Annotated in this window: 26 protein-coding genes, 1 tRNA gene and 2 pseudogenes; 14 read left to right on the top strand and 15 right to left on the bottom strand. The window is 69.3% G+C overall.

Annotated elements, in window-relative coordinates:
• The first annotated feature begins 24 nt into the window (after positions 1–24).
• From ACIHCQ_RS37900 to ACIHCQ_RS37885, 4 genes are all read left to right on the top strand, one after another.
• Positions 25–600 (top strand): TerD family protein, encoded by a 576-nt coding sequence (locus tag ACIHCQ_RS37900; protein WP_399672961.1) that lies wholly within the window; start codon positions 25–27, stop codon positions 598–600.
• A gap of 130 nt (positions 601–730) precedes the next feature.
• Positions 731–1,306: a TerD family protein gene (locus ACIHCQ_RS37895; RefSeq protein ID WP_399672959.1), complete on the top strand. Its 576-nt coding sequence runs from the start codon at positions 731–733 to the stop codon at positions 1,304–1,306.
• 96 nt (positions 1,307–1,402) lie between these two features.
• Positions 1,403–2,530 (top strand): DUF475 domain-containing protein, encoded by a 1,128-nt coding sequence (locus ACIHCQ_RS37890; RefSeq protein WP_399672957.1) that lies wholly within the window; start codon positions 1,403–1,405, stop codon positions 2,528–2,530.
• A 115-nt stretch (positions 2,531–2,645) separates the two neighbouring features.
• Complete coding sequence (locus ACIHCQ_RS37885; protein WP_399672955.1) at positions 2,646–3,383, top strand: Tellurium resistance; 738 nt, start codon at positions 2,646–2,648, stop codon at positions 3,381–3,383.
• Positions 3,384–3,398: 15 nt separating this feature from the next.
• Here the strand turns inward: ACIHCQ_RS37885 and ACIHCQ_RS37880 are convergent, their stop codons facing one another.
• A complete protein-coding gene (locus tag ACIHCQ_RS37880) occupies positions 3,399–4,217 on the bottom strand; it encodes a TerD family protein (RefSeq protein WP_399672953.1) in 819 nt (272 codons plus the stop codon).
• A gap of 197 nt (positions 4,218–4,414) precedes the next feature.
• Between ACIHCQ_RS37880 and ACIHCQ_RS37875 the strand changes: the two genes are divergently transcribed.
• The 4 genes and pseudogenes from ACIHCQ_RS37875 to ACIHCQ_RS37860 form a co-directional block, all read left to right on the top strand.
• Positions 4,415–5,578: an HpcH/HpaI aldolase/citrate lyase family protein gene (locus ACIHCQ_RS37875; RefSeq protein ID WP_399672951.1), complete on the top strand. Its 1,164-nt coding sequence runs from the start codon at positions 4,415–4,417 to the stop codon at positions 5,576–5,578.
• On the top strand, positions 5,578–8,742 hold the full coding sequence (locus ACIHCQ_RS37870) for a phosphoribosyltransferase domain-containing protein (protein ID WP_399672949.1): 3,165 nt from the start codon (positions 5,578–5,580) through the stop codon (positions 8,740–8,742). The genes ACIHCQ_RS37875 and ACIHCQ_RS37870 overlap by 1 nt, the downstream gene beginning before the upstream one ends.
• Entirely contained in the window at positions 8,739–9,578 is an 840-nt protein-coding gene (locus ACIHCQ_RS37865) for an HAD family hydrolase (RefSeq protein ID WP_399672947.1), read from the top strand. Before ACIHCQ_RS37870 ends, ACIHCQ_RS37865 begins: the two co-directional genes overlap by 4 nt.
• 73 nt (positions 9,579–9,651) lie before the next feature.
• Positions 9,652–9,846: pseudogene (locus ACIHCQ_RS37860) on the top strand (response regulator transcription factor); the annotation flags it as partial.
• A 19-nt stretch (positions 9,847–9,865) separates the two neighbouring features.
• On the opposite strand, the gene ACIHCQ_RS37855 reads toward ACIHCQ_RS37860, so the two are convergent.
• The 5 genes from ACIHCQ_RS37855 to ACIHCQ_RS37835 all read right to left on the bottom strand — a co-directional run bounded on the left by ACIHCQ_RS37855 (position 9,866) and on the right by ACIHCQ_RS37835 (position 13,687).
• The gene (locus ACIHCQ_RS37855; protein WP_399672945.1) at positions 9,866–10,090 is read right to left on the bottom strand and encodes a zinc ribbon domain-containing protein; all 225 of its coding nucleotides are present in this window, start codon (positions 10,088–10,090) and stop codon (positions 9,866–9,868) included.
• Between the two features lie 9 nt (positions 10,091–10,099).
• A complete protein-coding gene (locus ACIHCQ_RS37850) occupies positions 10,100–10,753 on the bottom strand; it encodes a FadR/GntR family transcriptional regulator (RefSeq protein ID WP_399672943.1) in 654 nt (217 codons plus the stop codon).
• 14 nt (positions 10,754–10,767) lie between these two features.
• Positions 10,768–11,352: a DUF4383 domain-containing protein gene (locus tag ACIHCQ_RS37845; RefSeq protein WP_399672941.1), complete on the bottom strand. Its 585-nt coding sequence runs from the start codon at positions 11,350–11,352 to the stop codon at positions 10,768–10,770.
• 104 nt (positions 11,353–11,456) lie between these two features.
• Positions 11,457–12,824, bottom strand: coding sequence for a hypothetical protein (locus ACIHCQ_RS37840; protein ID WP_399672939.1), 1,368 nt, complete (start codon positions 12,822–12,824; stop codon positions 11,457–11,459).
• A gap of 71 nt (positions 12,825–12,895) precedes the next feature.
• Entirely contained in the window at positions 12,896–13,687 is a 792-nt protein-coding gene (locus tag ACIHCQ_RS37835; protein WP_399672937.1) for a DUF4097 family beta strand repeat-containing protein, read from the bottom strand.
• Positions 13,688–13,842: 155 nt separating this feature from the next.
• Here ACIHCQ_RS37835 and ACIHCQ_RS37830 point away from each other — a divergent pair.
• Positions 13,843–13,917, top strand: a tRNA-Val gene (locus ACIHCQ_RS37830).
• 108 nt (positions 13,918–14,025) lie between these two features.
• Here ACIHCQ_RS37830 and ACIHCQ_RS37825 read toward each other — a convergent pair.
• The 4 genes from ACIHCQ_RS37825 to ACIHCQ_RS37810 all read right to left on the bottom strand — a co-directional run bounded on the left by ACIHCQ_RS37825 (position 14,026) and on the right by ACIHCQ_RS37810 (position 17,032).
• Positions 14,026–14,583, bottom strand: a complete 558-nt coding sequence (locus ACIHCQ_RS37825) for an HAD domain-containing protein (RefSeq protein ID WP_399672935.1) — start codon at positions 14,581–14,583, stop codon at positions 14,026–14,028.
• 16 nt (positions 14,584–14,599) lie between these two features.
• Positions 14,600–15,292, bottom strand: coding sequence for a class I SAM-dependent methyltransferase (locus ACIHCQ_RS37820; RefSeq protein WP_399672933.1), 693 nt, complete (start codon positions 15,290–15,292; stop codon positions 14,600–14,602).
• Positions 15,293–16,204, bottom strand: coding sequence for an aminoglycoside phosphotransferase family protein (locus ACIHCQ_RS37815; protein WP_399672931.1), 912 nt, complete (start codon positions 16,202–16,204; stop codon positions 15,293–15,295). It lies immediately after the preceding gene.
• A gap of 78 nt (positions 16,205–16,282) precedes the next feature.
• The gene (locus ACIHCQ_RS37810; RefSeq protein ID WP_399672929.1) at positions 16,283–17,032 is read right to left on the bottom strand and encodes a hypothetical protein; all 750 of its coding nucleotides are present in this window, start codon (positions 17,030–17,032) and stop codon (positions 16,283–16,285) included.
• A gap of 195 nt (positions 17,033–17,227) precedes the next feature.
• Between ACIHCQ_RS37810 and ACIHCQ_RS37805 the strand changes: the two genes are divergently transcribed.
• The 5 genes from ACIHCQ_RS37805 to tnpB all read left to right on the top strand — a co-directional run bounded on the left by ACIHCQ_RS37805 (position 17,228) and on the right by tnpB (position 21,441).
• On the top strand, positions 17,228–18,583 hold the full coding sequence (locus ACIHCQ_RS37805) for a tetratricopeptide repeat protein (RefSeq protein WP_399672927.1): 1,356 nt from the start codon (positions 17,228–17,230) through the stop codon (positions 18,581–18,583).
• 1 nt (position 18,584) lies between these two features.
• Positions 18,585–19,115: an NUDIX domain-containing protein gene (locus ACIHCQ_RS37800; RefSeq protein ID WP_399672925.1), complete on the top strand. Its 531-nt coding sequence runs from the start codon at positions 18,585–18,587 to the stop codon at positions 19,113–19,115.
• A gap of 76 nt (positions 19,116–19,191) precedes the next feature.
• Positions 19,192–19,365, top strand: coding sequence for a hypothetical protein (locus tag ACIHCQ_RS37795; RefSeq protein ID WP_399672923.1), 174 nt, complete (start codon positions 19,192–19,194; stop codon positions 19,363–19,365).
• 4 nt (positions 19,366–19,369) lie between these two features.
• Complete coding sequence (locus ACIHCQ_RS37790) at positions 19,370–19,954, top strand: IS607 family transposase (RefSeq protein WP_399672921.1); 585 nt, start codon at positions 19,370–19,372, stop codon at positions 19,952–19,954.
• Entirely contained in the window at positions 19,951–21,441 is a 1,491-nt protein-coding gene (gene tnpB, locus ACIHCQ_RS37785; protein WP_399672919.1) for an IS607 family element RNA-guided endonuclease TnpB, read from the top strand. The genes ACIHCQ_RS37790 and tnpB overlap by 4 nt, the downstream gene beginning before the upstream one ends.
• A gap of 105 nt (positions 21,442–21,546) precedes the next feature.
• Here tnpB and ACIHCQ_RS37780 read toward each other — a convergent pair whose 3' ends face one another.
• From ACIHCQ_RS37780 to ACIHCQ_RS37760, 5 genes and pseudogenes are all read right to left on the bottom strand, one after another.
• The gene (locus tag ACIHCQ_RS37780; protein ID WP_399672917.1) at positions 21,547–21,813 is read right to left on the bottom strand and encodes a hypothetical protein; all 267 of its coding nucleotides are present in this window, start codon (positions 21,811–21,813) and stop codon (positions 21,547–21,549) included.
• Positions 21,814–21,911: 98 nt separating this feature from the next.
• Positions 21,912–22,218 (bottom strand): annotated as a pseudogene (locus ACIHCQ_RS37775) (ASCH domain-containing protein); the annotation flags it as partial.
• A 96-nt stretch (positions 22,219–22,314) separates the two neighbouring features.
• On the bottom strand, positions 22,315–22,722 hold the full coding sequence (locus ACIHCQ_RS37770; protein WP_399672915.1) for a hypothetical protein: 408 nt from the start codon (positions 22,720–22,722) through the stop codon (positions 22,315–22,317).
• A gap of 76 nt (positions 22,723–22,798) precedes the next feature.
• Positions 22,799–23,701: a hypothetical protein gene (locus ACIHCQ_RS37765; RefSeq protein ID WP_399672913.1), complete on the bottom strand. Its 903-nt coding sequence runs from the start codon at positions 23,699–23,701 to the stop codon at positions 22,799–22,801.
• Between the two features lie 168 nt (positions 23,702–23,869).
• On the bottom strand, positions 23,870–24,535 hold the full coding sequence (locus tag ACIHCQ_RS37760) for a hypothetical protein (RefSeq protein ID WP_399672911.1): 666 nt from the start codon (positions 24,533–24,535) through the stop codon (positions 23,870–23,872).
• Positions 24,536–24,881: the final 346 nt, after the last annotated feature.

The following is a 24,881-nucleotide window of genomic DNA, read 5'->3' as shown; positions in this document are numbered from 1 at the left end:
CCCTGTCATCACATGGAGGGACTCGTGGGAGTCAGCCTCAGCAAGGGCGGCAATGTCTCGCTGTCCAAGGCCGCGCCCAACCTGACCGCAGTCATCGTCGGTCTGGGCTGGGACGCTCGTACCACCACCGGTGGTGACTTCGACCTGGACGCCAGCGCGCTGCTGACGAACGACCAGGGCAAGGTCACCAACGACTCGAACTTCGTCTTCTTCAACAACCTCAAGAGCCCGGACGGCTCGGTGGAGCACACCGGCGACAACATCACGGGTGAGGGCGAGGGCGACGACGAGCAGATCAAGGTCAACCTGGCCGGCGTCCCGGCAGACGTCGACAAGATCGTCTTCCCGGTCTCCATCTACGAGGCCGAGAGCCGCCAGCAGTCCTTCGGCCAGGTGCGCAACGCCTTCATCCGCGTCATCAACCAGGCGGACAACAAAGAGCTCGCCCGGTACGACCTGAGCGAGGACGCCTCGACCGAGACCGCGATGGTCTTCGGCGAGCTGTACCGCAGTGGCCCGGAGTGGAAGTTCCGTGCCATTGGGCAGGGTTACGCCTCGGGGCTGCGCGGCATCGCGCAGGACTTCGGCGTGAACGTCTGAGCCAGCAGCAGCACCACCGCTACCGGCGCCGCACACCTTCGTGCGGCGCCGGTCGTGGATCAACACCTGCGGGAGCTCCATCTCCGCAGCCGCCCACCTCGCACCACGTCACCCGGGGAGGATCACGATCATGGGCGTCACGCTCGCCAAGGGAGGCAATGTCTCCCTCTCCAAGGCCGCACCCAACCTCACGCAGGTACTGGTAGGGCTCGGCTGGGACGCGCGCTCCACCACCGGAGCGCCCTTCGACCTCGATGCCAGCGCGCTGCTCTGCCAGTCAGGGCGAGTGCTCGGCGACGAGTGGTTCATTTTCTACAACAACCTCAAGAGTCCCGACGGCTGTGTGGAGCACACAGGCGACAACCTCACGGGTGAGGGCGAGGGCGACGACGAGTCCCTGCTCGTGGACCTCTCCACGGTCCCGGCCCATGTCGACAAGATCGTATTCCCGGTCTCCATCCATGAGGCCGACAATCGCGGCCAGACCTTTGGCCAGGTCAGCAATGCCTTTATCCGCGTCGTCAACCAGGCGGACGGCCAGGAACTGGCCCGTTACGACCTGAGCGAGGACGCCTCGACCGAGACCGCGATGATCTTCGGGGAGCTCTACCGCTATGGCGGCGAGTGGAAGTTCCGTGCCGTGGGGCAGGGGTACGCGTCGGGGCTGAGGGGCATCGCTCTAGACTTCGGGGTCAACGTTTCGTAAAGCCGTGCACGGAGTGGGGGAAACCCGTACTCGGTGCGCGGGTGACCCTCCCCCCGGGCTTCGCCCGGGCGGACCCCATTACACGATTGGGTACCAGTGGTTCTGAAAACCTTCGGCTGGTCGTTCGCCATCACGGCGCTCGGGCTGGTTGCGGCGGTGCTCTACGGCGGGTGGACCGGGTTCGGGGTCGTTGCGATCCTGTCCATCCTCGAGATCTCGCTGTCCTTCGACAATGCGGTGGTCAACGCCGGAATCCTGAAGAAGATGAGCGCCTTCTGGCAGAAGATCTTCCTCACCATCGGCGTGCTCATCGCCGTATTCGGCATGCGACTGGTCTTCCCCGTCGTGATCGTCGCCATCAGTGCCAAGATGGGCCCCATTGAGGCGGTCGATCTGGCGTTCAACGACGCGGAACGCTATGAGCAACTGGTTACGGACGCTCACCCCTCCATCGCCTCGTTCGGTGGCATGTTCCTGTTGATGATCTTCCTCGACTTTATTTTCGAGGACCGTGACATCAAGTGGCTCGGCTGGCTGGAGCGCCCGCTCGCCAAGCTCGGCAAGATCGACATGCTCTCGGTCTGCATTGCCCTGATCGTGCTGCTCATCACCGCCATGACCTTCGCGACCCAGGCCCACCAGCACGCGGGGCACGCCGACAAGGCGGCGACCGTGCTGCTCTCCGGCGTCATGGGGCTCGTCACGTATCTGATCGTCGGCGGTCTGTCCGGCTTCTTCGAGAACCGGCTGGAGGAAGAGGAGGAGCACGAGCACGAGCTGGAGGAAGAGGCCAAGAAGTCCGGCAAGCCGGTTTCCGCGATGGCGGTGGCCGGCAAGGCCGCGTTCTTCATGTTCCTCTACCTGGAGGTCCTGGACGCGTCCTTCTCCTTCGACGGTGTGATCGGCGCCTTCGCCATCACCAACGACATCGTGCTGATGGCGCTCGGCCTGGGCATCGGCGCCATGTACGTCCGGTCGCTCACGGTCTATCTGGTCCGCCAGGGCACCCTGGACGACTACGTCTACCTGGAGCACGGCGCGCACTACGCGATCGGCGCGCTCGCGGTGATCCTGCTCATCACCATCCAGTACCAGATCAGCGAGTTCATCACTGGTCTGGTCGGCGTGGTGCTGATCGCCTGGTCGTTCTGGTCGTCGCTGCGCCGGAACAAGGCGCTGGCCCAAGAGGGAACAGAACCGGGGGAGGTCTCCGCCAAGGTGTGACACGGCGGAGATTGAGGAACGCTCTGAGCGGGGCGGCTCCGAGGCGGCAGCGCCTCAGGAGCCGCCCCGCCGTTGTCAACGCGCGGTTTCATCGACGCATGTGGGGGTGGGGGGCATGGTCTCTTGGGACAATCTGTGGCGGGGGAGGACCTCGCAGTTCGACTCGGGCAACGCCGCGACCAATTCCATCTCGCTGACCAGGCGGCGTCCATCGGTCTCGCTCACCAAGCAGGGCGCGGCCACCGGCAATCTGCGCGTCAATCTGTCCTGGCGGATGCGTACGTCCGACATCGAGGGCCGGTCCAGGCAGAGCGGCAGACTGCTGCGCCACCCTCTCAAGCTCTTCCAGCCCGAGGTGGTCCAGGCGCACACCCAGGGCGTGGTCAATGTGGACCTCGACCTCGGCTGTCTGTACGAGCTGGAGGACGGCAGCAAGGGCGTGGTGCAGCCGCTGGGCAGCTTCTTCGGCGCCATCAACGAGCCGCCCTTTGTGAAGCTCAGCGGCGACGACCGGTTCGGCTCCCCCTCCGGCGAGACGATCTACGTCAATCTCGACCACCGGGAGTCGATCAAGCGGCTGCTGTTCTTCGCGTACATCTACGACCAGACACCGGCCTTCGACCGTACGCACGCGCATGTGACGCTCTACCCCAGCAACGGACCGCGGGTCGAGATAGAGCTCGACGAACGGGCGCCGCAGGCGCGGTCCTGCGCGATCTTCTCCATGGAGAATGTGAAGGGTGAGCTGATTGTGCGGCGTGAGGTGAAGTTCGTATACGGCTTCCAGGCGGAGCTGGACCGGTTGTACGGGTGGGGCCTGCAGTGGGGCCGCGGTTACAAGAACCGGGTCTGAGGCCCTGCCGGCGCCCTACGGCCGTACGAACTGGGGACCCATCGGGGGCAGCCGGAAGTTCGGATCGGGAGCGTAGGCGGCAGCGGCGGCGGGCTGCGGGTAGCCGTAGGCGGGCGGCGGGACCGAAGCGGGCTGGGTCGACTGCGGATAGCCGTACGCGGGCGGCTGGGCCGGAGGCTGCGGCGGCGGGTAGCCGTAGGTCGGCTGCGGGGACTGCGGGGCGTGCGGCAGCTCCGTGGACGGCTCGGTCGCCGCCGCCGCGGCTGGCGCCGCCCCCGCCCCTCCGGCCTCCGACTCGTCCACCGAGATGCCGAACGCCGTGGCCAGCCCGATCAGGCCGGTCGGGTAGCCCTGCCCCACCGCGCGGAACTTCCACCCGTCCCCGCGCCGGTAGAGCTCACCGCAGATGATCGCCGTCTCCTCGCCGGTCTCCGGCTTCACATCGAAGACGGCCAGCGGCTCACTGTCGGCCAGGGCGGCGTCGTAGAGCAGTATCCGCAGGTCATGCACATACTGGAACGTGTCGCCGTCCGAGGAGGCCGCGAGCACCACCTGGTCGACCGACGGCTCCAGCGCCGCGAGATCAGCCTCGACGGTGTCGGTCAGCCGCTCGCCGATCCGCTTCTTGGGCAGCCGCCGCACCAGCCCCGAGGGGTGGCGCGGCTGGTTGTAGAAGACAAAGTCCTCGTCGGAGCGCACACGGCCGTCGGACCCGAGCAGCAGGGCCGAGGCGTCCACGTCGGGGACTCCGGCGCCGGGGGTCCAGCGCAGCACGGCCCGTACGGCCATGGCATCGAGAGGGACGTTGGAGCCCTTCAGCATCGCGTGCGTCATTCCGTCATCCTGCCTCCCCGGGGGCGGTGCGGACAACGCGGGTCCCGGTTCGGCAGGGGCTATAAGCAGACGAGTTACCTGGCGTTCATGCACTTGGGGAACTGTTGACACCTGTGCTTACGTACTATTACCGGCCACTACCAGCCACAAATTGTCGGGTTGTCCGGGCCGCAACGGCAGTACGGGGGATATGGAATATGCGTCATTTCGGGCACATCGCGCCTGCGGCCCAGAAGGGGCTGTTCCACCAGGAGCCGGGCGAGTTCGGCGCGGATTCGTCGAGCCGGACCCTCGCGGCGGCTCTGGGCGCGACCCTCTACTCCCCGGCCACCCGGCCGCAGCTCGCCGCTGACGTGGTGAAGCAGGCGGGGCGCGGAGTCGTCTCGATGGTGCTGTGCCTGGAGGATTCCATCGACGACCGCGAGGTCGAGGGCGCGGAAGCCAATCTGGTCGCACAGTTCACCGAGCTCGACGCGTGGGGCGGTGAGCCGCCGCTGCTGTTCATCCGGGTCCGTGAGCCCGCCCAGATTCCCGACCTGGTGAGGCGGCTGGGCCCGGCGGGGCGGCTGCTGTCCGGATTCGTACTCCCGAAGTTCACCGAGGAGCGCGGCGTCCCCTTCCTGGAGGCCCTCGCGGCGGCGGAGGCCGATTGCGGACGGCGGCTCTTCGCGATGCCCGTCCTGGAATCGCCGGAGCTGCTGCACCTGGAGACCCGGACGGAGACGCTGACCGGGGTCGCCCGGACCGTCGACAAATACCGGGAGCGGGTGCTCGCGGTGCGGCTCGGCGTCACCGACTTCTGCTCGGCGTACGGACTGCGCAGGTCACCGGACATGACGGCGTACGACGTACGGATCGTCGCGGCGGTCATCGCGGACGTGGTGAACGTACTGGGGCGCTCCGACGGCACGGGGTTCACGATCACCGGCCCGGTGTGGGAGTACTTCCGGCTTCAGGAGCGCATGTTCAAGCCACAACTGCGCCGGAGCCCGTTCCTCGAAGGGCGGGCAGAGGAACTGCGTACGACGCTCATCGAACACGACCTGGACGGTCTGCTGCGCGAGATTGAGCTCGACCGGGCCAATGGGCTGCTCGGCAAGACCTGCATCCACCCCTCGCATGTGCTGCCCGTACACGCGCTGTCCGTGGTCAGCCACGAGGAGTTCAGCGACGCGCAGGACATCCTGCGGCCGGAGCGGGGCGGCGGGGGAGTGCTGCGCTCGGCGTACACGAACAAGATGAACGAGGTGAAGCCGCACCGCGCGTGGGCGGAGCGGACGCTGCTGCGGGCCGAGGTCTTCGGCGTCGCGAACGAGGATGTGGGCTTTGTGGACCTGCTGGCGGCGGGGCTTGCCCGCTGATGACGAAAAGGGAGCACGCGAACGTGGTGTGGTCGGGCAGTTGGGTGGCCGACCGGCTCGGAGTCGGCCTGACAGGCGACGACCGGCTGCCGGACCTGCTGGGCCTCGCGCTGCGCCGCAACCCGAAGCGGGCGCACCTGCTGGTGTCGAACGTGCTCGGCAAGCATGTGCCGCAGAGCCCGGCGGTCGTCTACGGAGCGGGCTTCGCGCTGGGCGAACGGGTGCGGAAGCTGCTGGGTGACGAGGCTGCGGCGCGCTCGGTGGTGCTGGGTTACGCGGAGACGGCGACGGGCCTGGGCCACTCGGTGGCGGACGGGGTGGCGCTTGCGCCGTATCTGCACTCGACGCGCCGCCCGGTCGAGGGCGTACGGACGGCGGGCGGCTTCGAGGAGTCCCACTCGCACGCGACGTCGCATCTGCTGCTGCCGGAGGACGCCGGGCTGCTGTCGGGCCGGGGTCCCCTGGTGCTGGTGGACGACGAGTTCTCCACGGGCAACACGGTGCTGAACACGATTCGCGACCTGCACGGGCGGTACCCGCGCGAGCGGTACGTGATCGTGGCCCTGGTGGACATGCGGGCACCGGCTGACCGGACGCGGCTGGAGACGTTCGCGCGGGAGATCGACGCGCGGGTGGACCTGGTGGCGCTGGCATCGGGGACGGTACGGCTACCGGAAGGGGTACTGGCGAAGGGCCAGGCACTGGTGGCGGAACACGAGCCGCCGGCGGGCGCGATGCCGGATGCGCCTCTGGTTGAGGCGGCCGGGCGGGCGTCGGCGGTGCGGGGTGCGGCGGTCGCGGCCGGGCGGGCGTCGGCGGTGCGGGTCGAACTGGCCTGGCCGACGGGCGTACCGGACGGCGGGCGGCACGGCTTCCTGCCGGGCCATCGCGAGCGTCTGGAGGCGGCGCTGCCGGGTATGGCGGCGCGTATAGCGGGGGCGCTGGGGAGCCCTCCGGTCAGTACGGGGCTCGGGGGGAGCCCCGTCGGCGTGCCGGCCGAGGGCACGACCGAGGTGGCGGCCTCTGCGGCTCCCGGGGCCGCCCCCGCAGGTGCGGCAGACGCCGCCGACGCGGCGGTTGCCGTGGACGCGCCGAGCGAGGGCGCGGCTCACGGCGCTGCGCGCGTCGGCCCTGCAGGTGTGGCAGAAGCCGCCGACGCGCGGGGCGGAGGCCCGGCAGAGGCGGCGGTTGTTACCGCTTCGGGTGTCGGCCCCGCTGCCGCGGCGGCTCCTGCCGAGGGCGCGGCCGACGGGCCAGCCCGTACAGCTCCGGGGGCGAGGCCCATCGGCTCTGCCGAGGCGGCAATCCGCTCCGCGTCCGGTGTCGGCCTTGCCAGTACGGCGGCCCATGCCATGGGCGCGACCGAGGCGGCTGTTGGTACGGCTTCGGGCGCGGGTTCTGCCAGTGCGGCGGCCCCTGCGGGGCCCGGTGGGCGCCCTGTGGGTGCGGCAGGTGCCCCCGGCGCGGCGGGCGGCAGCCCGGCCGAGGCGGCAATCCGTACCGCTTCGAATGCCGTCCCCGCCGGTACGGCGGCTCCTGACAAGGACGCGGCCGAGGCCACAGCCCGTACCGCCCCCAGGGCGAGCCGACGCCCCCGCATACTCATCCTCGGGTTCGAGGAGCTGATGTACGCGCCCCTCCGGCTCGGGACCGCCCTGGAGCAGGTTCTCGACGCCGACGTGCGGTACTCCACCACCACCCGTTCGCCCGTCCTCGCCGTCGACCACCCCGGCTACGCCATACGCAGCCGCCTCCTCTTCCCCGCCCACGACCACCCCGCCGACGGCCCCGGCGAGCGCTACGCCTACAACGTCGCGGGCGCCGACTTCGACGCCGTCGTCGCCGTCGTGGACTCCGCCGCCGACACCCCCCAGCTCCACGCCCCCGACGGACTGCTGGCCCAGCTCGCCGCGCACACCCCGCACGTCGTCCTCGCCGTCGTTCCCTCGTACGTCCCCGGTTCGTACGTCCCCGGTCCCCCCGAAAGGGCCTCCATGCTGCCCGACCCCCTCCGCGGCCCCGCCTTCTCCTCCTACTCGCCCGACGACGTCGGCTGGCTGCTCCAGGACCTCTCCGAGGCCGAGCTGGAGGCCCCCACCGAGGAGCGCGAAGAGGCCATACAGAGCGGTGGCGCGCACTACGCCGAGTCGTTGCCCGTCGAGTACCAGCCGAGCGCCCAGTACCAGGAGCTGTTCAAGGCCGCCCTCGACGTCTCCGCCACCCGCATCGCCCGCGCCGTCGGTACCGTCACCGAGACCGTTCTCGCCGAGCGGTCCCCGCGCCCCGTACTCGTCTCGCTGGCCCGCGCGGGCACTCCCGTCGGCGTGCTGATGCGGCGCTGGGCCCAGTACCGGCACGGTCTTGACCTGCCGCACTACGCCGTGTCCATCGTGCGCGGCCGGGGCATCGACGCCAACGCCCTGCGCTGGCTCCAGCAGCACCACGACCCCGCCGACGTCGTCTTCGTGGACGGCTGGACCGGCAAGGGCGCCATCACCCGCGAACTCGCCGCCGCGCTCGCCGAGTTCGACAGCTTCAACCGCTCCAACAACTCCAACCGCTTCAACCCGGAGATCGCCGTCCTCGCCGACCCCGGTGGCTGCGTCTCCACCTACGGCACCCGCGAGGACTTCCTCATCCCCTCCGCCTGCCTCAACTCCACCGTCTCCGGCCTCATCTCACGTACGGTCCTGCGCGCCGACCTCGTCGGCCCCCACGACTTCCACGGCGCGAAGTTCTACCGCGAACTCGCCGACGGCGATGTCTCCCAGCACTTCCTGGACACCGTCGCCGCCCGCTTCGCCGACGTCGTGGACGACGTCGGCGCCGACGTCAAGGAGCTGCTCGCCGCGGACCGCGCGCCCACCTGGGAGGGCTGGGCGGCCGTCGAGCGGATCAGTGAGGAGTACGGCATCCACGATGTGAACCTGGTCAAGCCGGGCGTCGGCGAGGCGACGCGCGTACTGCTGCGCCGCGTCCCCTGGAAGATCCTCGCCAAGCGCGGCGCGGGCGCCGACCTCGACCACGTACGGCTGCTGGCCGAGCAGCGCGGCGTACCGGTCGAGGAGGTCGATCAACTGCCGTACAGCTGCGTCGGGCTGATCCACCCCCAGTACACACGCGGCGCGACCGGCGCGGACGGCAAGGCGGTGTCGTCCCTGTGAGCACCGCCGCCAGTACTCTCGTCGCCAGCGATCTCGACCGCACCCTCATCTACTCCGCCGCCGCCCTCCAGCTCCCCATGCCCGACGCGGACGCCCCCCGCCTCCTCTGCGTCGAGGTGTACGGATCCAAGCCGTTGTCGTACATGACGGAGACGGCCGCCGGGCTGCTCGTACGACTGGCCGCCGAGGCCGTCTTCGTACCGTCCACCACCCGCACCCGCGAGCAGTACCACCGCATCCACCTCCCCGGCCCCGCCGCGCCCTTCGCGATCTGCGCCAACGGCGGGCACATCCTGGTCGACGGCGTCTCCGACCCCGCCTGGCAGCGGCAGGTCGCCGCCCGCCTCGCCGACGAGTGCGCCTCGCTGGACGAGGTCCGCGCCCATCTCCTTGGCGCCGCCGACCCCGCCTGGCTCCTCAAGGAGCGGGTCGCGGAGGACCTCTTCGCCTACCTCGTGGTCGACCGTGCGCTGCTGCCCGAGGGCTGGGTCAAGGAGCTCGCCGACTGGGCCGAGGGCCGCGGCTGGACCGTGTCCCTCCAGGGGCGCAAGATCTACGCGGTGCCGCAACCGCTCACGAAGAGCGCGGCAATGCGCGAAGTGGCCCGCCGGACCGGCGCGGAGCGGACTCTCGCGGCCGGGGACTCCCTCCTCGACGCCGATCTGCTGCTCGCGGCGGACCACGGCTGGCGGCCGGGCCACGGCGAACTCGCCGAAAGCGGCTGGATGGGCGCGAACGTCGACGTACTTCCGGAGACCGGCGTCGCGGCGGGCGAGGAGATCCTGCGCCGCTTCAGGGCTTCGCTGAGTTCCGGCGCGCACCTGCCCGCGGCCTGAACAGCCGTACGCCCGCGAAGAGCAGCACTCCGTACTGCGCGAGCCCCGATGTCGTACGCCGGCTTCCCGCCCGCTCCACGCGCGGGAGCGGGACGTACTGGGGGAGATGGCGCAGGGGCACACGAACGCGGCCATCGCCGCCCGGCTGCATGCGTCACAGAGCGCGGTCGAGAAGCACATCGACGCGATCTTCGAGAAGCTCGAACTGACCGGGACGACGGGCTACTCGCGGCGGGTGCTCGCGGTGCTGCGGTACCTCGGCAGCTGAGGGCGTCGCTGTGGGTGGCTCAGCCGCAGCAGCCGCCTCCGCAGCAGCCACCGCCACCGCCACCGCCGGCAGCGGGTGCGGGTCCCGCCCCGGACTTCGTACCGCCGACGGCGACCGCCGAGAGCAGCTTGACCGTGTCCTCATGACCGGCCGGGCAGCTCGCCGGGTCGGAGGACTGGGCCATCGGGCGGTTCACTTCGAACGTGTCGCCGCAGCTGCGGCAGCGGTATTCATAACGAGGCATGACGCCAGCCTACGGGTGATGGCGCATCGCCACGTCCAGCAGTTCCAGCGTGGCCATGTACGCGCCGTCGAGGTCCTCTTCCCGTATGCGATCGACGACCGCGGCGTGCACGGCTACCGGATTCTCGATCCTGCCCGCGAGGTGGACCCGGCGGTCACGCTCGACCAGCACCGGAATGATCACCCGGCGCAGCTGCGCGAAGAACCGGTTGTGCGAGGCGGCGAGCAGCGCCGTGTGGAAGGAGGCGTCGGCGCGCACGGCGAGCACCGGGTCGTCCTCGCTCGCCCGCATCGCGTCCAGCGCCGCGTCGAGCGCGGCGAGGTCCTCGTCGGTACGTTGCGCGGCGGCGAGCGAGGCCGCGGCGGGCTCGATGGAGCGGCGCAGCTCCAGCATGTCGGCGAAGAAGTCGTTGGACACGCCGCCGACGAGCTGCCAGCGCAGTACGTCGGAGTCCAGGAGGTTCCAGTTGTCCCGGGTACGCACGAACGTGCCGCGCCTGTGCCGGTGGCCGAGCAGGCCCTTGGTGGTCAGCACCTTGAACGCCTCATGGATGGCGCTCTGGCTGACCCGCAGCTGGTCCGCGAGCTCGCGCGGATGGAGGATGTCGCCCTCGCCGTGCGTCCCGTCGAAGATTCGGCGGGCGAGTTTCTCCGCGACGTCCACGTCATTGCTCCCCGTCAGCGCTGCTTCGGCCGGTTGAGCGGTGCGGGCTGCTGTGCTGCCCGCTTGCGGCGGCGCTGCTCCTCGGCGGCACGCTGGGGGTGGCGGGCCTTCCAGTACGGGTTGTCGTGCGGCAGGGCCGAGCCGACCCGCCCGTACATCCCGAAGAACATCAGCGCCACGCCCACCACAAAGCTGAACAGCACGTTCTGGATGCGGAAGGCGAGGGGGTTGAAGCTGCGGTCCAGCAGCGCGAGATTGACGAAGCCGCTGAGGATGAAGGCGACGCCGAGGACCATATTCAGGGTGGAGGCGAAGTTGCCGCCGATGACCATCCCGGCGAAGAGCAGCAGCCCCACGCAGATCGAGAGCACACTCAGCGCGCCGTTGGTATTCAGGCCCGCGACCCGGTCGCCGCCGGTGTCGAAGAAGCCGATCCGGTCGATCAGCCCGAGGATTCCGAAGGCGACCAGGACCAGACCGATGAGGCCCGCGCCGACGCGGTAGACCTGGCTGAGCCGGTGGTCGACAGGCAGATGTTCGTCGAGTCTGATGCGACGGGTTCGGGCTCCGGCTACGGGATGCGGGACGCGTGTGCCCATGTCCGCCTCCTTTGGACGTCCTCGTCTGGACGTACTCGTCCTTCCAAGGATCCGTCCGCTTACGGGACCGGACAACCCCGTACATACCTGCCTCAGGGCCTGCCTCAGGCCGCGCCCGTGCCCCGCTCCTCGCGGATCTGCTCAACCACGCGCGCGACAGTGCGCCGTACGGCCTCGGTCTCGGTCAGGAAGTGCCAGTAATCGGGGTGGCGCTCCTCCAGCCCGGTGACGGCCCGGTCCAGCCGGCCCACCGAGTCGTCCAGGGGCCGGGCGTGGCGGGGGTCCGGGGTGTTACGCCCGGCCATGGCGAGGCGCTGCGCGTCCCGGATGGCGAACCGGGTCCGGTCGATCTCCTGCTGCGGGTCCTTCGCCACGGCGTTGAGCCTCCGCAGCCGGTCACCGGCCGCCGAGACGGCCTCGTCCGTGGTGTTCAGCAGCGCTCGCACTGTGGAGAGCAGGGCCGTCGCGTCCGCCCACCGCTGGTCCTCGCGCGCCTTCGCCGCCTCCTTGAGCCTCTCCTCGGCCTGGCGGACGCTGACGGCCGCCTGCTCGGGGACGGGCTGGAGATCCTGCCAGCAGGCGGCGGAGAAGCGGCGCCGCAGCTCGCTCAGGACCGGCTCGACGGAACCGGCGCGGGTGGTGAGGGCCTGCGCGCGCGTACGGAGCGAGACCAGGCGCTTGTCGATCTCGGCGGCGCGCTCGGGCAGCCGCTCGGCCTCGGCTCGTACGGCTTCGGCGTCGCGTACGACCCGGTCGGCGCGCTGGAGGGTCTCGGCGACGCCGTGGCGGCCCGCGCCCTGGTTGAGCATGGTCAGCTCGGGGCCGAGGGCGGCGAGGCGGGCGGCGAGATCGTCCGCCCGCAGACCGGAGCCCCGCGCCGCATCGAGAGCGTTGCTCGCGGAAAGGAGCCCTTGCCGTGCCCGCTCCACGGCGGGCGCCAGCCGGGCGAGCTGCGTCTCCGCCTTGTCGAGCAGCGGCCCGAGCCCTTGCGCGAACCGGTCGAGCTCGCCCTTGACGCGTACGAGCTCGTCCTTGGCGCGGTTCAGCTCACCGCGCGCCTGGGCGGCGACGGAGGCCTCCAGATCGTCACGGTCGAGATCATGCGCGTCGACGGCGGTGATGTAGGCGAGGCTCACCTCGTCTATCCGCCGCCCCAGCGCGGCGAAGTCATCCACGACGCGGCGGCCCCCCGGAGAGCTGTCCACCGCCGTGATCGTCTCGATCGAGATCCGCAGGTCGCGCTGGGCGGTGTCCAGCTCGACGAAGGCGGCGGCAGCACCGTCCTTCGCGGCCTGGGCGTCGGCCCGCTGACTCTCACCGCGCCCGCCGAACCACCGCCGCGTACCCCCGCCGGCGAACGCGCCCGGCAGCGCGGCGACGACCAAAGGCACAGGCAGCAGCATCAGGGCGAGGACATCGCGGACGGCACTCGCTTTCGCTCTTGCGTGCGGCTGCGCGTGTGTGGCCGTCACATGCCTCTCCCGTGCCGATTCGCCCTGCCGGGTTTATTCTCCCACCTGGTAGGGACGAACACACGGGCCGATTAGTTCGCGCTTCGCACAGTGACTTCGCCGTTGTCGCTGCGGGCCCTCACCACGTGCGTGCTGCTCTTGTCGGTCGGCACATCGAGATCCACGTCGCCGTTGTCGCTGGTGGCGGTGACGGCGTACGGGCCGCCGGCGCGCGGCAGCTCGATGACGACGTCGCCGTTGTCACTGACCGTATCGACCAGGTGGGGCGCGGCGGCGAGCAGGAGGCGCACCGACCCGTTGTCGGCGCGGGCGGTCACGGTCTTGGCGGTGACGCGCTCGGTGAGGATCTCTCCGTTCTCACTGTTCAGGTCAAGGGGCCCGCTGGAGTCCCGGACGGTCACATCGCCGTTGTCGGAACGGATCTTCAAAGCGGCGTCGAATCCGGAGGCGGTCACGCTGCCGTTGTCGTCATCGACGGTGACGGCGACGCCGCGCGGGACCTTCACGGTGTGCCGCGACTGGCAGTCACTGACGAGGGCGTCGCACTTGACGCGGACGGTGAGCTTCCCGTCCTCCAGCTTCCATACGGCGTCGGGCCCCTTCCCGACGAACACCCAGCCGTCGACCTGCCGGGTGACCTGCACGTCTTTCACATCGGCCGACTCGACTACGAGGTCGGAGTTGTCGGAGTCAATGGTCAGCGTCTTGGCGCTGAACGGAAACGACCGGTTCTCGACGGGCGCGCCCCCGGCATCAGCGCCCCCGCACCCACTGAGGGCGAGGGCGGCGACGGCAACCCCGGCCCCGACGAGGGCCACGCGGACGCGTCGGGTGCTGGTGGTGTGGGTGCGGATTGCGGCCACGGTGATCGTTTCCCCCAGGTTGCTCTGCCGATGTCCCTTCACCGTATGAGCCCGGCGGCGGGGGGACGATCCGGGCGACCACCGTGTCGGGGTGGGGATATCCCCCGGGTTTGCGGGCCGACCCCCCGGGCCATGTACGCTGTTCCTTCATCCACGGGTGCGTAGCTCAGTGGTAGAGCGCTGCTCTTACAAAGCAGATGTCGGCGGTTCGAAACCGTCCGCGCCCACCAATGTCAAAGACCCCCAGCCGATCATGGCTGGGGGTCTTTGACATTGAGAGCTGACATCAACCGCTGGCCCGCACCACAGGATGCGGGCCACCACCGTTTCAGCACGGCCTACGCGGCGTTGGCGGCTTCGCGTGTTTCCCGAAGGTGAGCAGCCCATTCTCGGGCATGCACGAGGTGGTCTGCTTGGAGGCCGGTGTGTGGGTCTGGCTGGATGAGGAGGGTGGGGTGACCGTGGGCGGTGCGTTCGGCGGCCCAGGTGTGGTCGAGGGAAGAGAAGTCGTCGTCGATCCAGGCGACGGGGGCTCTGCCGAGCCAGGGGTCGACGTGGTCGCGTTTCCAGAGGTAGCCGTTGGGGTGGCTGGTGGTGATCCGGGGGCGGGGGAGGTCGAGGTAGGGGAAGTCTGGTAGCCCCAGGAGCGGTCCGATGATGGTGGTGGCGTCCTTGCGCCAGCTGGTGCACCACACGGGGGTGAGGAGGCTGCTGGTCAGGAGGGTGGTGAGGAGAGGGCCGTGGGTGGGGTCGAGCCAGACGGGGACGGGATTGTCGGGGTGCCGGCCCGTGGGGAGGACGTTGTGGCGGACGTGGGTGGGCGGGGTACTGCCGTCCGGGGCCGGAAACGGTACGAGAACACCATCGATGTCCAGGAGTAGGTAGGGAAGGGGCATCGGTGCTCCTCTGCGGTCAGCGTTTGCGGGCGGTGATCAGGAGGGTGGTGGGCCAGGGGTCGCGGCGCGGATGGCGCAGTTCCAGCGCAGAGGTAATGCTCAGGCCGGTCCGGGCGAGGTGGGCGGCCCAGCGTCGGGCGTCGAACTCCCAGCGGGCGATGGGCAGTCGGGTGTGATTGGGCATGGTGACGTAGTCCTCGCGCGGACGGTCGTCCACGGTTGGATGTCTTCCGGCGCGGGCAGGGTGGGGGACGGCGAAGGCCAGGACGCCGCCGGGCTTGAGGCGGCGGGAGGTCGCGGGGAGCAGGAGTTCTGGGGCGACGAGGCCGACGGCGCCGAATACGGAGTAGATCGCGTCGAAGGTCTGGCTGGTCGCTTGGAGGTGGTGCAGGGCGTGGCCTGCGGCGAAGGTGGCGCCGTCGATGTGGCCGTAGTGGGAGCGAGCGCGGCGCATCTGGAGGCCGACCAGGTCCACTCCGGTGACGCGGGCCTGGTGGTGTTTGGCGAGGTGGGCGACGTTGTGGCCGGGGCCGCAGCCCAGTTCCAGGATGCGTTTGCGGCGCAGATGCGGGCCGAGGATCTCCGCTCCTGGGCCGAGGCCCGGGTGGGTGCTCCATTCCATCCGGGTCGGCGGTGTGAGGGCGTGGGCGGGGGCGGCGGCCATGCGCTGGGCGGCGTGGACGTGCCAGGGGGAGACCTGGGCAAGCACCTAGACTTCCAGGAGTCGCACCACGTCGTTGAGGTGGCGGCGGACGACGGGGATGTACGCGGGGTCCTTGGCCGGGTCGTTGATCCAGCGGATGGCCTGCTCCATGAACCACTCCACGGCCCACATGCGGTGCCAGCCCAAGGCCCATGCCTCGGTTGCGAGGCCACCGCGCCGGGCGAGGGTGTCGGGGCTGCCGCCGGCGGTGACGTACTGCTCCAGGAAGACGCGCAGTCGCACGGGACTCGGCGCGTCGGTGGTGCCGTGGTACGAGGCGAGGTCGATCAGGCCGGGACCGGTGAAGGCGCGGGCGAAGTCGAGGAGGTGCCAGCCGTTCTCCCCGATGTGGACGCTCGTGGGGTGGAACTCGGAGTGCACCCAGCCGAACGGGTTGAGCGTCGCCCCCTGGACGCGGGCTTCGGCTGCTGCGGAGATCCTTCCCAGAGCGGTCTCGATGTCGTCGCAGTCCGTCCACCGGTCGGCCTTCCGCAGCCGCTGGAGGTGATCGAGCGCTCGGCCGGGCAGGGCCCCAAGGCCCGCGCCGTCGAGGAGGGGCAGGCCTCCCGCCGGGCGGGCGGCGTGGAGCATTACGGCGGCGGCGATGCCGTTGAGGTCGTCGGCATCCCGTACGGGGGTGCCGAGGTCTTCCATGAACATCCCGAGCGATCCGTCGCGTACGGCGGTGGCTTCGAGCTCGGGGACGGGCAGTCCTCGCCGGGCGGCGAGCCGCAGCGCCTGGGCCTCGCGATCGAAGGGCTGTTGGGCGTACTTGAAGACGGACGTGCTGCCGTCGGGGAAGGTGACGCGTTCGACGCCGGACATGCCCCAGACGCGGATCTCCGTGCGTTCGGGTGTGGGCTTGCCGACAAGAGTGCACAGGTCGTCCAGCAGGGCGGCGGTCAGGTTCTGGTCCATGAGGTTTCTCCAGGGAGCTGGTGAGCCCCGGGGCGGGCGAGCGGGAGAGCCCGCCCCAGAGCCGTACAGAGGGTGGGGCTACTCGGCCACGGTCACGCGGTGGGCGTAGACCTGCTCAATCCAGCCCGCCTTGAACTCGGCGAGGTCGTCACGAAAGTTGGCCATCGAGGCACCGTAGGGCGCGACGACCCCGCCGGACTGGTCCGGCACGGACTGGCAGCCGTGCACGAGCCGCCCGCCGAGTGCGGCGTGGGCCTTGATGGATTCGATCCGGCGGTGCTCGTTGAACCAGCCGCCGTGGTAGACCTCGTCGAGCATCCCGCCCGTCTCGTCGTCCAGGTCGAAGACGACGGACGTGGCGGCGGGGAAGAACCAGCACGGGCCGACGTTGGAGATGTGCCCGTCCAGCTCCACCTTGTTGAGCGCCATCAGCGTGGCCGCCTCGCGCAGCATGCGCAGGTGGTCGGCGGTGATCTGCGGCAGCCCGAGCGATTCGAGGTGCTCCTCGCGGAAGAGATACGAGTAGACCCCGTACGCGGTCACCAGCACGCGGGTGGCGTCGGAGGTGGACTCGCCGTGGTTCTTGATGAAGTCGAGCGCGAGCTGTTCGACCGCGCTCTCGGTCGTCTCATTGGCGTCCAGGAGCTGTTCCTTGACCAGTTCCCAGTCGGCGACGAGCCAGGTGTTGGACTCGAAGCGGAAGAAGTACTCGGCCGGGTCGATCGTGATGCGACGGCCGTCCACCTGGATGCCGGGCAGGCGGCTCCAGCGCGGGTCGAAGGCGTTGGGCAGCTCAACTGTGATGGTCGCGGTGTCGATGGTGGTCACCGTTTCTCCGTCTCTGATCGTCCGGGTTCGGGCATAGGAACGCCCGAGCCCGGGTGGGGCGTACGGAACTTGGGAGCCGCCCAGCCCGTGAGCAGCGCGGCTATCGATAAGTGAACCGTCCGTTACGCAGAGTGGGTACGGTGTGACCGAGGTCAAGCGGTATACGCGGTTTACAGCCACGGAGCGGAGGAGATCGTGCCAGCGCCGACCCAACCCAATTCCCGCCTGCGCGACACGATTGACGCCGCCGGGTGCACGTACGAGGCACTCGCCAAGGACGTACGACGCATCGCCGCCGAGAACGGCGAGCTGCTCCAGACCAACAAGTCGGCCATCTCCCACTGGGCGAACGGCACCCGGGTGCCCTCGGGCCAGGCAGGCCAGTACCTCGCCGAAGCCCTCTCCCGCCGACTGGGCCGCGTTATCACCCAGACCGATGTCGGCCTCCAATCACCAGACACCGAACCCCCAACCGACGGAGACCCGGTCACCACGGTCACCGACCTCGGCCGCGCGGATGTCGAGGGCCGGCGCTTTCTTGCCATCGCCGCCTTCACCACAGCAGGCGTCGCCATGCCACTCCTGCACGACCACGAAGCCACCTCCCGGATGCTCCGTGCCCGTACCGGCCGCTCCTTCGTCGGCGGCGAGGACATCGACGTCGTACGGCAGATCACCGCAGCCTTCAGCGCCGCTGACGAACGCCTCGGTGGTGGCCACGGCTTGACCACTGTCACGGCCTACCTCGCCGACACGGCGGCCCCCATGCTCCGCGCACGTTTCCCTTCTGAAGCCTTACGCCAAGCTGCCTTCGGCGCCGTCGCCGAACTCGCCTACCTCGCCGGATGGAAGCACCACGACCTCGGCCACGAGGGGGCCGCCCAGCGGTACTACCTCGTCGGCTACCAGCTCGCCTGCGAAGCGGACCCCCATGGCCACGCCGCCTGGATGATGCGTGCCCTCGCCCACCAAGCCCTCAGCCTCAAACAGCCCCACTACTGCCTCGATCTCGTTGAAGGCGCCCTTACCTGCGGACTTGGCCACGTCGACGGCCAGACGGAAGCGCTCCTGCACATCACCCACGCCCGTGCTTACGCGGCCGTCGGTGAGAACCCCTCGGCCGCACGTGCGCTCCTTGCCGCCGAAGAGTCACTCCTTCGCGAGGATGGCCCTCAGCCCAGCTTCTCCCGCGTCAGCGGCCCTGCCGCCGGAACTGTGGCCAGCCACACCGCCCGCACCCTGACCGACCTCGCCGACCACATCGGCACCGAACAGCAGCACCGCGACGCCCTCACCCGCTGGGACTCGGCCAAATACAAGCGCGTCCACGCCCTCACCCACGCCGACCTCGGCGACAGCCTCGCCGCCCAAGCCCGCGCAGACGAAGCCGTCGCCGCGTGGACCCAGGCCCTGGTCCTCATGGAAGGCATGACCTCAGACCGCACCCGCAAGGCCATCACCTCCATCCGCTCCACCCTCGCGGTCTACCAGCGCCGCCGCGTCCCCGGCGCCGCCGATCTCGCCCGCCGCGCCCGCGAGGCCCTCGCCTAACATGCCCAACAACCCGCCCGACGAAGGGAACCCCGTGGCCCAGCAGACCGACGACCGCTCCCCAGCCCTCAAGCCGGCGCTCGAATCGATGACCCTTCTGGTCGCGGCCGTCATCGTCCACGACAAGGCCACCAACCGCGTCGTCCTGCTCCAGCGCAGCGAGAACGCCAAGTTCGCCCAGGGCATGTGGGACCTCCCCGTCGGCAAGAGCGAACCGGGCGAGCCGATCACCGAGACCGCCGTCCGCGAACTCAACGAGGAAACGGGCCTCACCGTGTTGCCCGAGACCCTCAAAGTCGCCCACATCATCCACGGAGCCTGGGGCGTAGAAGCTCCCAACGGCTTCCTCACCGTTGTCTTCGCCACCCACGAATGGACCGGCGAACCCGAAAACCGAGAACCCCGCAAGCACTCCCAAGTCCGCTGGATCGACGCCACCGCCATCCCCGAAGCCTTCGTGGACACCACCGCCAACGCCCTCCGGAGGTACCTCGGCAAGGGGCCGCAGGTCTCCCTCGACGGCTGGCGCTAAACCTCGATCCACCGGCCAACAGCTGCTCCAGGGCTTGGACATAAAAGTGCAGATGCACTCTGGGACCCTGTCTGCCATGGCCGTGACCACCATCAATTTCGACGACCTGCCCGCCCCAGTCCGCACCGCCATCGAGGCAGAGACAGGACGGCAATCGCATCGCGCCGATCGGCGAACCGATCCGATGAGGGGTGAACAACAGTCGCATTTTTTATCAGTAGTCATCTGTCTTTATCAGTCCTTATCTTGATTGTGTGAAGCTTTCCGAGTGGGCGGCGCGCAACGGCGTGCATTACCAGACCGCGTGGGCCTGGGCGAAAGAGGGCCGTATGCCGGTCCCTGTCGTGCAGACGCCGTCCGGTATGTGGCTGGTCAAAGAGTCCCCTGCCGAGGTCGTTGGACGGACGGTGGCGTACTGCCGTGTCTCATCCGGCGATCAGAGGGCGGATCTCGACCGACAGGTCTGCCGTGTCGTTCAAGGAGCAGGCGGGCTGGGGCTTGCGGTTGCCGAGGTGGTGACCGAGGTCGGGTCGGGACTGAACGGGAAGCGGCGCAAGCTGCACCGTGTCCTGTCGGACCCGGCCGTTGCCGTCATCGTCGTGGAGCATCGCGACCGGCTGGCCCGGTTCGGTGTCGAGCATCTGGAATCGGCACTGTCGGCTTGTGGCCGGCGTCTGGTGGTGCTCGATCTGCAGGAGAGGACCAGCGACCTGGTCCGGGACATGACCGAAGTCCTCACCTCGATGTGTGCCCGCCTGTATGGGCAGCGTGCGGCGAAGAACCGGGCCGCACGCGCTGTCGCCGAGGCCACTGCCCCGGCGGCGGAGACGGCCGGGTGAGCGGGGTGGAGCCTGCCGGGAGTGGGAAGCGCCGGGGGTTCCAGACGCGGCCCGGCTTCCACGTCGTGGGCCACAGGCTCGCCCTGGACCCCAACGCGTCTGCCCTGCGGGCTCTGGCCTCGCATTGCGGGGCGGCGCGGGTCGCCTACAACTGGGCGGTGCGGCATGTGCTGGCGAGTTGGTCGCAGCGCGCGGCGGAGGAGACCTACGGCGTGCCCGAGGCAGAGCGCGTTGCGTGGCGGTCGTGGTCGCTGCCGTCCTCGCGGAAGGCGTTCAACGAGGCCAAACAGACCGACCCGTTCCTGCGGGAGTGGTGGGCACAGAACTCGAAGGAGGCCTACAACACCGGCCTTGCGAACGCTGCCGCCGCGTTCGACAACTACGCCAAGTCCCGGCGCGGGCAGCGCAAGGGCGCCCGGATGGGCAGGCCCCGTCTCAAGTCGAAGCGGAAGGCTCGTCCGGCGTGCAAGTTCACCACCGGCACTATCCGCCTCGATGACCGGCGGCATATCGTCCTGCCCCGCCTGGGCCGGATCCGCCTCCACGAGGACGTCCAGCCCCTCGTGGACGCGATCGCCGAAGGCGGGATGCGGATTCTGTCTGTGACGGTGCGGTTCGAGCGGGGCCGCTGGTTCGCGGTCCTGCAGACCGAGGAACGCCGCATCATCGCCCCTGCCACCCGGCCCGGCACGGCGGTCGGGATCGACCTCGGTGTGAAGACTCTTCTGGTCATGGCGGACTCGGCCGGCGAGGTCCGCGAGGTCGCGAACCCCAGGCACTACGACCAGGCACTCACACAGCTGCGGAAGGCCTCCCGGACCGTCTCCCGCCGACGCGGCCCTGACCGGCGCACCGGACAGGCCCCGTCCCACCGCTGGGAGAAAGCCAACGCGGTCCGCAACCGGGTGCACCACCGGGTGGCGAACCTGCGGGAGAACCATCTCCACCAGACCACCGCGCGGATCCCCGCCGAGTACGGCACCGTCGTGGTCGAGGACCTCAACGTGAAAGGCATGGTCCGCAACCGGCGTCTGTCCCGCCGTATCTCCGACGCGGCGTTCGGGGAACTGCGGCGCCAGCTCACCTACAAGACCCAGCGCCACGGTGGACGTCTGATCGTCGCCGACCGCTGGATGCCCTCCTCGAAGACCTGCTCGCGCTGCGGTGTGGTGAAAGCCAAGCTGCCCCTCGGCGTGCGTGTCTTCGAGTGCGACGCCTGCGGACTCGCCCTGGACCGGGACGCGAACTCAGGCCACAACCTGGCCGCCCTCGCGGCGGCCAACCGTGAAACGGGTAGCGGAGTGGCCGCAGACCCGGGCCCCACCCTGGTGGTGGTGCCGAAGCCTCGTGGAGCCAAGCACAAGACCCGCACCGCCCGAACCCGCAAGGGGACGGGCACGCGGGCGGCTGGCGCAACACCCCGACAGGGGACAGAAACGAGAGATCGTCAACAGGACACCAGGCGCGAACAACTCGCGCTCTGGTGACACCGTCACGAACCTTCCGGGCGGAAACGCCCGGAACGCTGAGAGTCGCTGAGACTCGAAGTAACGGCCGGTGCAGTTTCGCTCGGCGGCGGCGGGCGGTGCGGCTCACGCGGCCTCGTCCGAACGCGATCGTTGCTCGTCATGCCAGCCGTCAATGGCGGCGATGCGGTCCAGCGCTGCTTGCTGCTCGTCGTCCGTCACGGCGCCGTGCTCTTCTTCGAGGCGTTCGGCCAACTCGCGCAGTCGGTCCATGGCGTCCTGATGAGCGGCGGCGGCCGCGATGTAGGCGGACACCCCGCGTGCGTCGACGCGCTCTTTGATCGATTCCACCAGCTCTTCCGGCACAGTGATGGTGATCTTCCGGATTGCCATACTTTAAGTATGCCAAGTTCTATGTCTCGCGGCCTGCTCTTCTCGGAGAAGCCGCCTCCACAGCGTGGGAGTGCGAGATGCCGTCGTTCGTAGCCGATGGTGTCTCTCTCCCCTTCGTCCACCACGTGGGCGAGGTCCACCTGCGCCAGCGGGGCGACGCGCACGCCGGTCACCTCGATGACCGCGACGGGACGGTCATCCGAGTCGATGACCACCGAACGACTCCCGACTTCCGGCAGGGACTCCCCCCTCATACTCATAGTCGACGACGAGCCCTGTCGTGGAGGTCTTGGAACCGTTGAGGATCGCTGCGACGAGCTGGTCGTGCAGTGGGCCAGGGAAGGCGAACTCGGCCCTGGGCATCGAGGCGAGGTTTGTGGGTGGTGAGGCGGAGTCAGACGTCATGCGATCACAGTTGTAAGAGCAGCGCTCTACCTCAGAGCTACCCACCCGGAGAAGGAACGTGGTCAGCCCCCGCGCCAAGGCGAGGGCCGACGACCGCTACGGCTCAAGCCCGCTGGCCCTCGCGATCGCCTCCACGTCGAGCATGTCCTGCTGCTGCCTGGCGAGATGGGCAAACCCAGCCGGTGGCAGGCCCTCGCCGGTGGAGCCGTCCCCGACCGGCTTCCCGCTCGTCAGGGTGTCGATCCCGACCACCGTGCGCATGCCGAGAGGGCCGAGCTTTTCCAGCAAGCGGCTCAAGGACTCGCCGAACGCCGGGGTGAACAGCTCTCTGTCCTTCTTGGAGAAAGGGATGTCGATGTACGCCTCGCGGTTCACGAGTGCTTCGTTCGTGCCCTTGAGGATGCGCAGCAGCAGGTCGTACGACTCAGGGTCGAGGTTTCCTTGGAGCTCGGACAGGCAGAGCGCGAACTCCTTCGCGCTCTCCAGGAGACGGCGTTCGTTCATTCCGTCATCGTGACGGGCCTCCGGCCATCCGTATGGGCTGTTCCCGGAGGGTCACTCGTACGTGGTCTTGCCTCGGTCACCCCGCGTAGACCCGCGCCGCGGCGATCGGGCAGTCGGCCACCTTGTTGGCCTTGGAGGAGTTGACGCTCCAGCGGTAGCCCGCGAAGAGCTTCGTCGTCGCGTCCGCGTAGAACACGATGTGGCCGTAGCCGACGCCGTTGTGCTCGGTCCACTCCGGTGTCGCGCCGACGTGTTCCTCGATACGGGTGTCCGGGAAGGCCCGGTAGATCGCCTCGGCGGTATCGGAAGCGGCGGGGCTGCCGTGGGGATCGCTCGTGCAGTCGACTATTTCGAAGACGTACGGGATCACATCCGGGCCCACCTGGCTGTCCACCGAGGACGACGCCCAGGTTCCCTTGCGCTCCTTCACCATCACGATGTGGCCGGTGTACGGCTCCGTGGTGTTCACGGGGTCGTAGTCGAACGCCACCAGATCCCCCGGGCGCAGATTCACCGGCTTGGTGACCGCGTCGAAGTGCGGGATGTCCGCCGCGGCCGCGAAGCCCGTGCGGAACTTCTCCGCCGTGGGGTACAGCTTGCCGGGCTCGGTGCCGAAGTACTGGCTGAAGTACTCCCTTGTCGCCCAGCCGTACGCCGAGTTCGCGCCGTACGTGCGCTCCAGGACCATCGTCAGGAACGACGAGCACTGCGCGAGTACGGAGAACTGCTCAGGGTGTCCGGCCGTGCCCCAGTTGGCGAAGGAGCTCTCGGGGACCCCTGCCGCCTTGTAGCGGTTCACCTTCGCCTGCTCGCTCCACGGGAGCGTACGCAGGTAGTCCACCAGCGCTTCCGCCTCCACCTGGTGCGGCGGCCTGGCCCACTGCGGGTCCGGCGGCGGGATCTCCGCCGCGGACGCCTGGCCCGTGGCCACCGTGGCGGCGAGGAGTCCTCGGCGGCTGAGACGGTGGTGGTGTGGCATGACTGATTCCCTCAGTGCTATCGAATGATCGAATGCCCTGAGAACGATCTCAGATGGGGGCAAGGTTCCACGGTCGGCGTACGGACTCCGTGCGGCGGGCAGCGGCCGATGCGATCGCGCACCGTACCGCGCATGGCGCGGCCGGGCTGCCCGCCGCTACGGAGTACGTCAGGGCTTCGGCGGCGCCGAGGGCTGCCCCAGCGTCAGCGTGACCGCGTTGCCCTCTCCCGGGATCACCAGATTGATGATCGGCGTGGCCAGCAGGCAGTTCTCGAACTTGGGGATCGTGTACGTGCCCGAGAGGGTGCCGCCCTTCAGTGCGTTGAAGCCCGGCTCGGACGCGAGCACCAGCTCGGCAGGCACCTCCGTCTGGCACGACCTGCCCACGAGCGTGGGTATGCCCGCGATCTTCAGGTCCTTGAGCCGCAGCGTCAGCTTCGTGGTGCTGTTGATGGCTCCGGTCTTGAGGTCGATCGTCCCGACCGTCGGCTCCGTCTCGATGAACTCGGTCGTCACGGTGACCGGGATCAGACCCAGCATCGTGAACGCCCCGGGCGCCGCCGGCAGCTTCGTGTTCGCGGTCAGCGTCCCCGCCCTGAGGTCGGCACTCGCCTCCAGGACCCCGGGCCCCAGCGCCAGGCTCGACGCCGTCCCCTCGATGAAGGTGGAGCCGCTCAGCGGATAGTCGAGCCGAACGGGCGCGGCATGCGCGGATCCGGCGGTGCCCGCGACCAGACCCAGCCCCGCGGCGGCTGCAATACCCGCGCGGATTGCTGCTTTTCGGCGGCCGGACACTCTTCGGTTTTTGGGCAGGGCGGACTTCAGACGCTTCATCTCGGCTCCAAGAATGAAAGGCGACGGGCGAACGCAGGAATGGTGCGGATGAATTGCTTTCCGGCAGGTCGCAGCCGGCTGGGCCGCGACGGGACTCCGTGGGCAGGGGGCAGGCCCCACGGAGATACCCGTGCGGGAGCCTTGACCGGGAGGGAGGTACCCGGGCCGAAAGCTCCAGGAGCGTGGATCCCGCGCCAGAGGGCCTGGCAGCGGGTCAATTGGCCGATGAATTGTCCCAACTCGCCGACCTGTGGTGCGGTGCAGAGATTACGGACGAGTAACCCCGCAGGCAATAGCGCTATCCGAAATTCTCCCGGACGGCTACCGGCGCGTATTTTCTTGTCGG

This window comes from Streptomyces sp. NPDC052236 (assembly GCF_044548015.1).
GTDB lineage: Bacteria > Actinomycetota > Actinomycetes > Streptomycetales > Streptomycetaceae > Streptomyces.
This window is presented reverse-complemented; position numbering and strand designations above follow the sequence as displayed.

Bases quoted from the DNA above. Each gene is read 5' to 3' on its own strand.
- ACIHCQ_RS37895 (WP_399672959.1), top strand. From the start codon at position 731: ATGGGCGTCACGCTCGCCAAGGGAGGCAATGTCTCCCTCTCCAAGGCC.
- ACIHCQ_RS37885 (WP_399672955.1), top strand. From the start codon at position 2,646: ATGGTCTCTTGGGACAATCTGTGGCGGGGGAGGACCTCGCAGTTCGAC.
- ACIHCQ_RS37880 (WP_399672953.1), bottom strand. From the start codon at position 4,217: ATGACGCACGCGATGCTGAAGGGCTCCAACGTCCCTCTCGATGCCATG.
- ACIHCQ_RS37875 (WP_399672951.1), top strand. From the start codon at position 4,415: ATGCGTCATTTCGGGCACATCGCGCCTGCGGCCCAGAAGGGGCTGTTC.
- ACIHCQ_RS37870 (WP_399672949.1), top strand. From the start codon at position 5,578: ATGACGAAAAGGGAGCACGCGAACGTGGTGTGGTCGGGCAGTTGGGTG.
- ACIHCQ_RS37855 (WP_399672945.1), bottom strand. From the start codon at position 10,090: ATGCCTCGTTATGAATACCGCTGCCGCAGCTGCGGCGACACGTTCGAA.
- ACIHCQ_RS37845 (WP_399672941.1), bottom strand. From the start codon at position 11,352: ATGGGCACACGCGTCCCGCATCCCGTAGCCGGAGCCCGAACCCGTCGC.
- ACIHCQ_RS37825 (WP_399672935.1), bottom strand. From the start codon at position 14,583: ATGCCCCTTCCCTACCTACTCCTGGACATCGATGGTGTTCTCGTACCG.
- ACIHCQ_RS37815 (WP_399672931.1), bottom strand. From the start codon at position 16,204: ATGGACCAGAACCTGACCGCCGCCCTGCTGGACGACCTGTGCACTCTT.
- ACIHCQ_RS37800 (WP_399672925.1), top strand. From the start codon at position 18,585: ATGCCCAACAACCCGCCCGACGAAGGGAACCCCGTGGCCCAGCAGACC.
- ACIHCQ_RS37795 (WP_399672923.1), top strand. From the start codon at position 19,192: ATGGCCGTGACCACCATCAATTTCGACGACCTGCCCGCCCCAGTCCGC.
- ACIHCQ_RS37780 (WP_399672917.1), bottom strand. From the start codon at position 21,813: ATGGCAATCCGGAAGATCACCATCACTGTGCCGGAAGAGCTGGTGGAA.
- ACIHCQ_RS37770 (WP_399672915.1), bottom strand. From the start codon at position 22,722: ATGAACGAACGCCGTCTCCTGGAGAGCGCGAAGGAGTTCGCGCTCTGC.
- ACIHCQ_RS37765 (WP_399672913.1), bottom strand. From the start codon at position 23,701: ATGCCACACCACCACCGTCTCAGCCGCCGAGGACTCCTCGCCGCCACG.
- ACIHCQ_RS37760 (WP_399672911.1), bottom strand. From the start codon at position 24,535: ATGAAGCGTCTGAAGTCCGCCCTGCCCAAAAACCGAAGAGTGTCCGGC.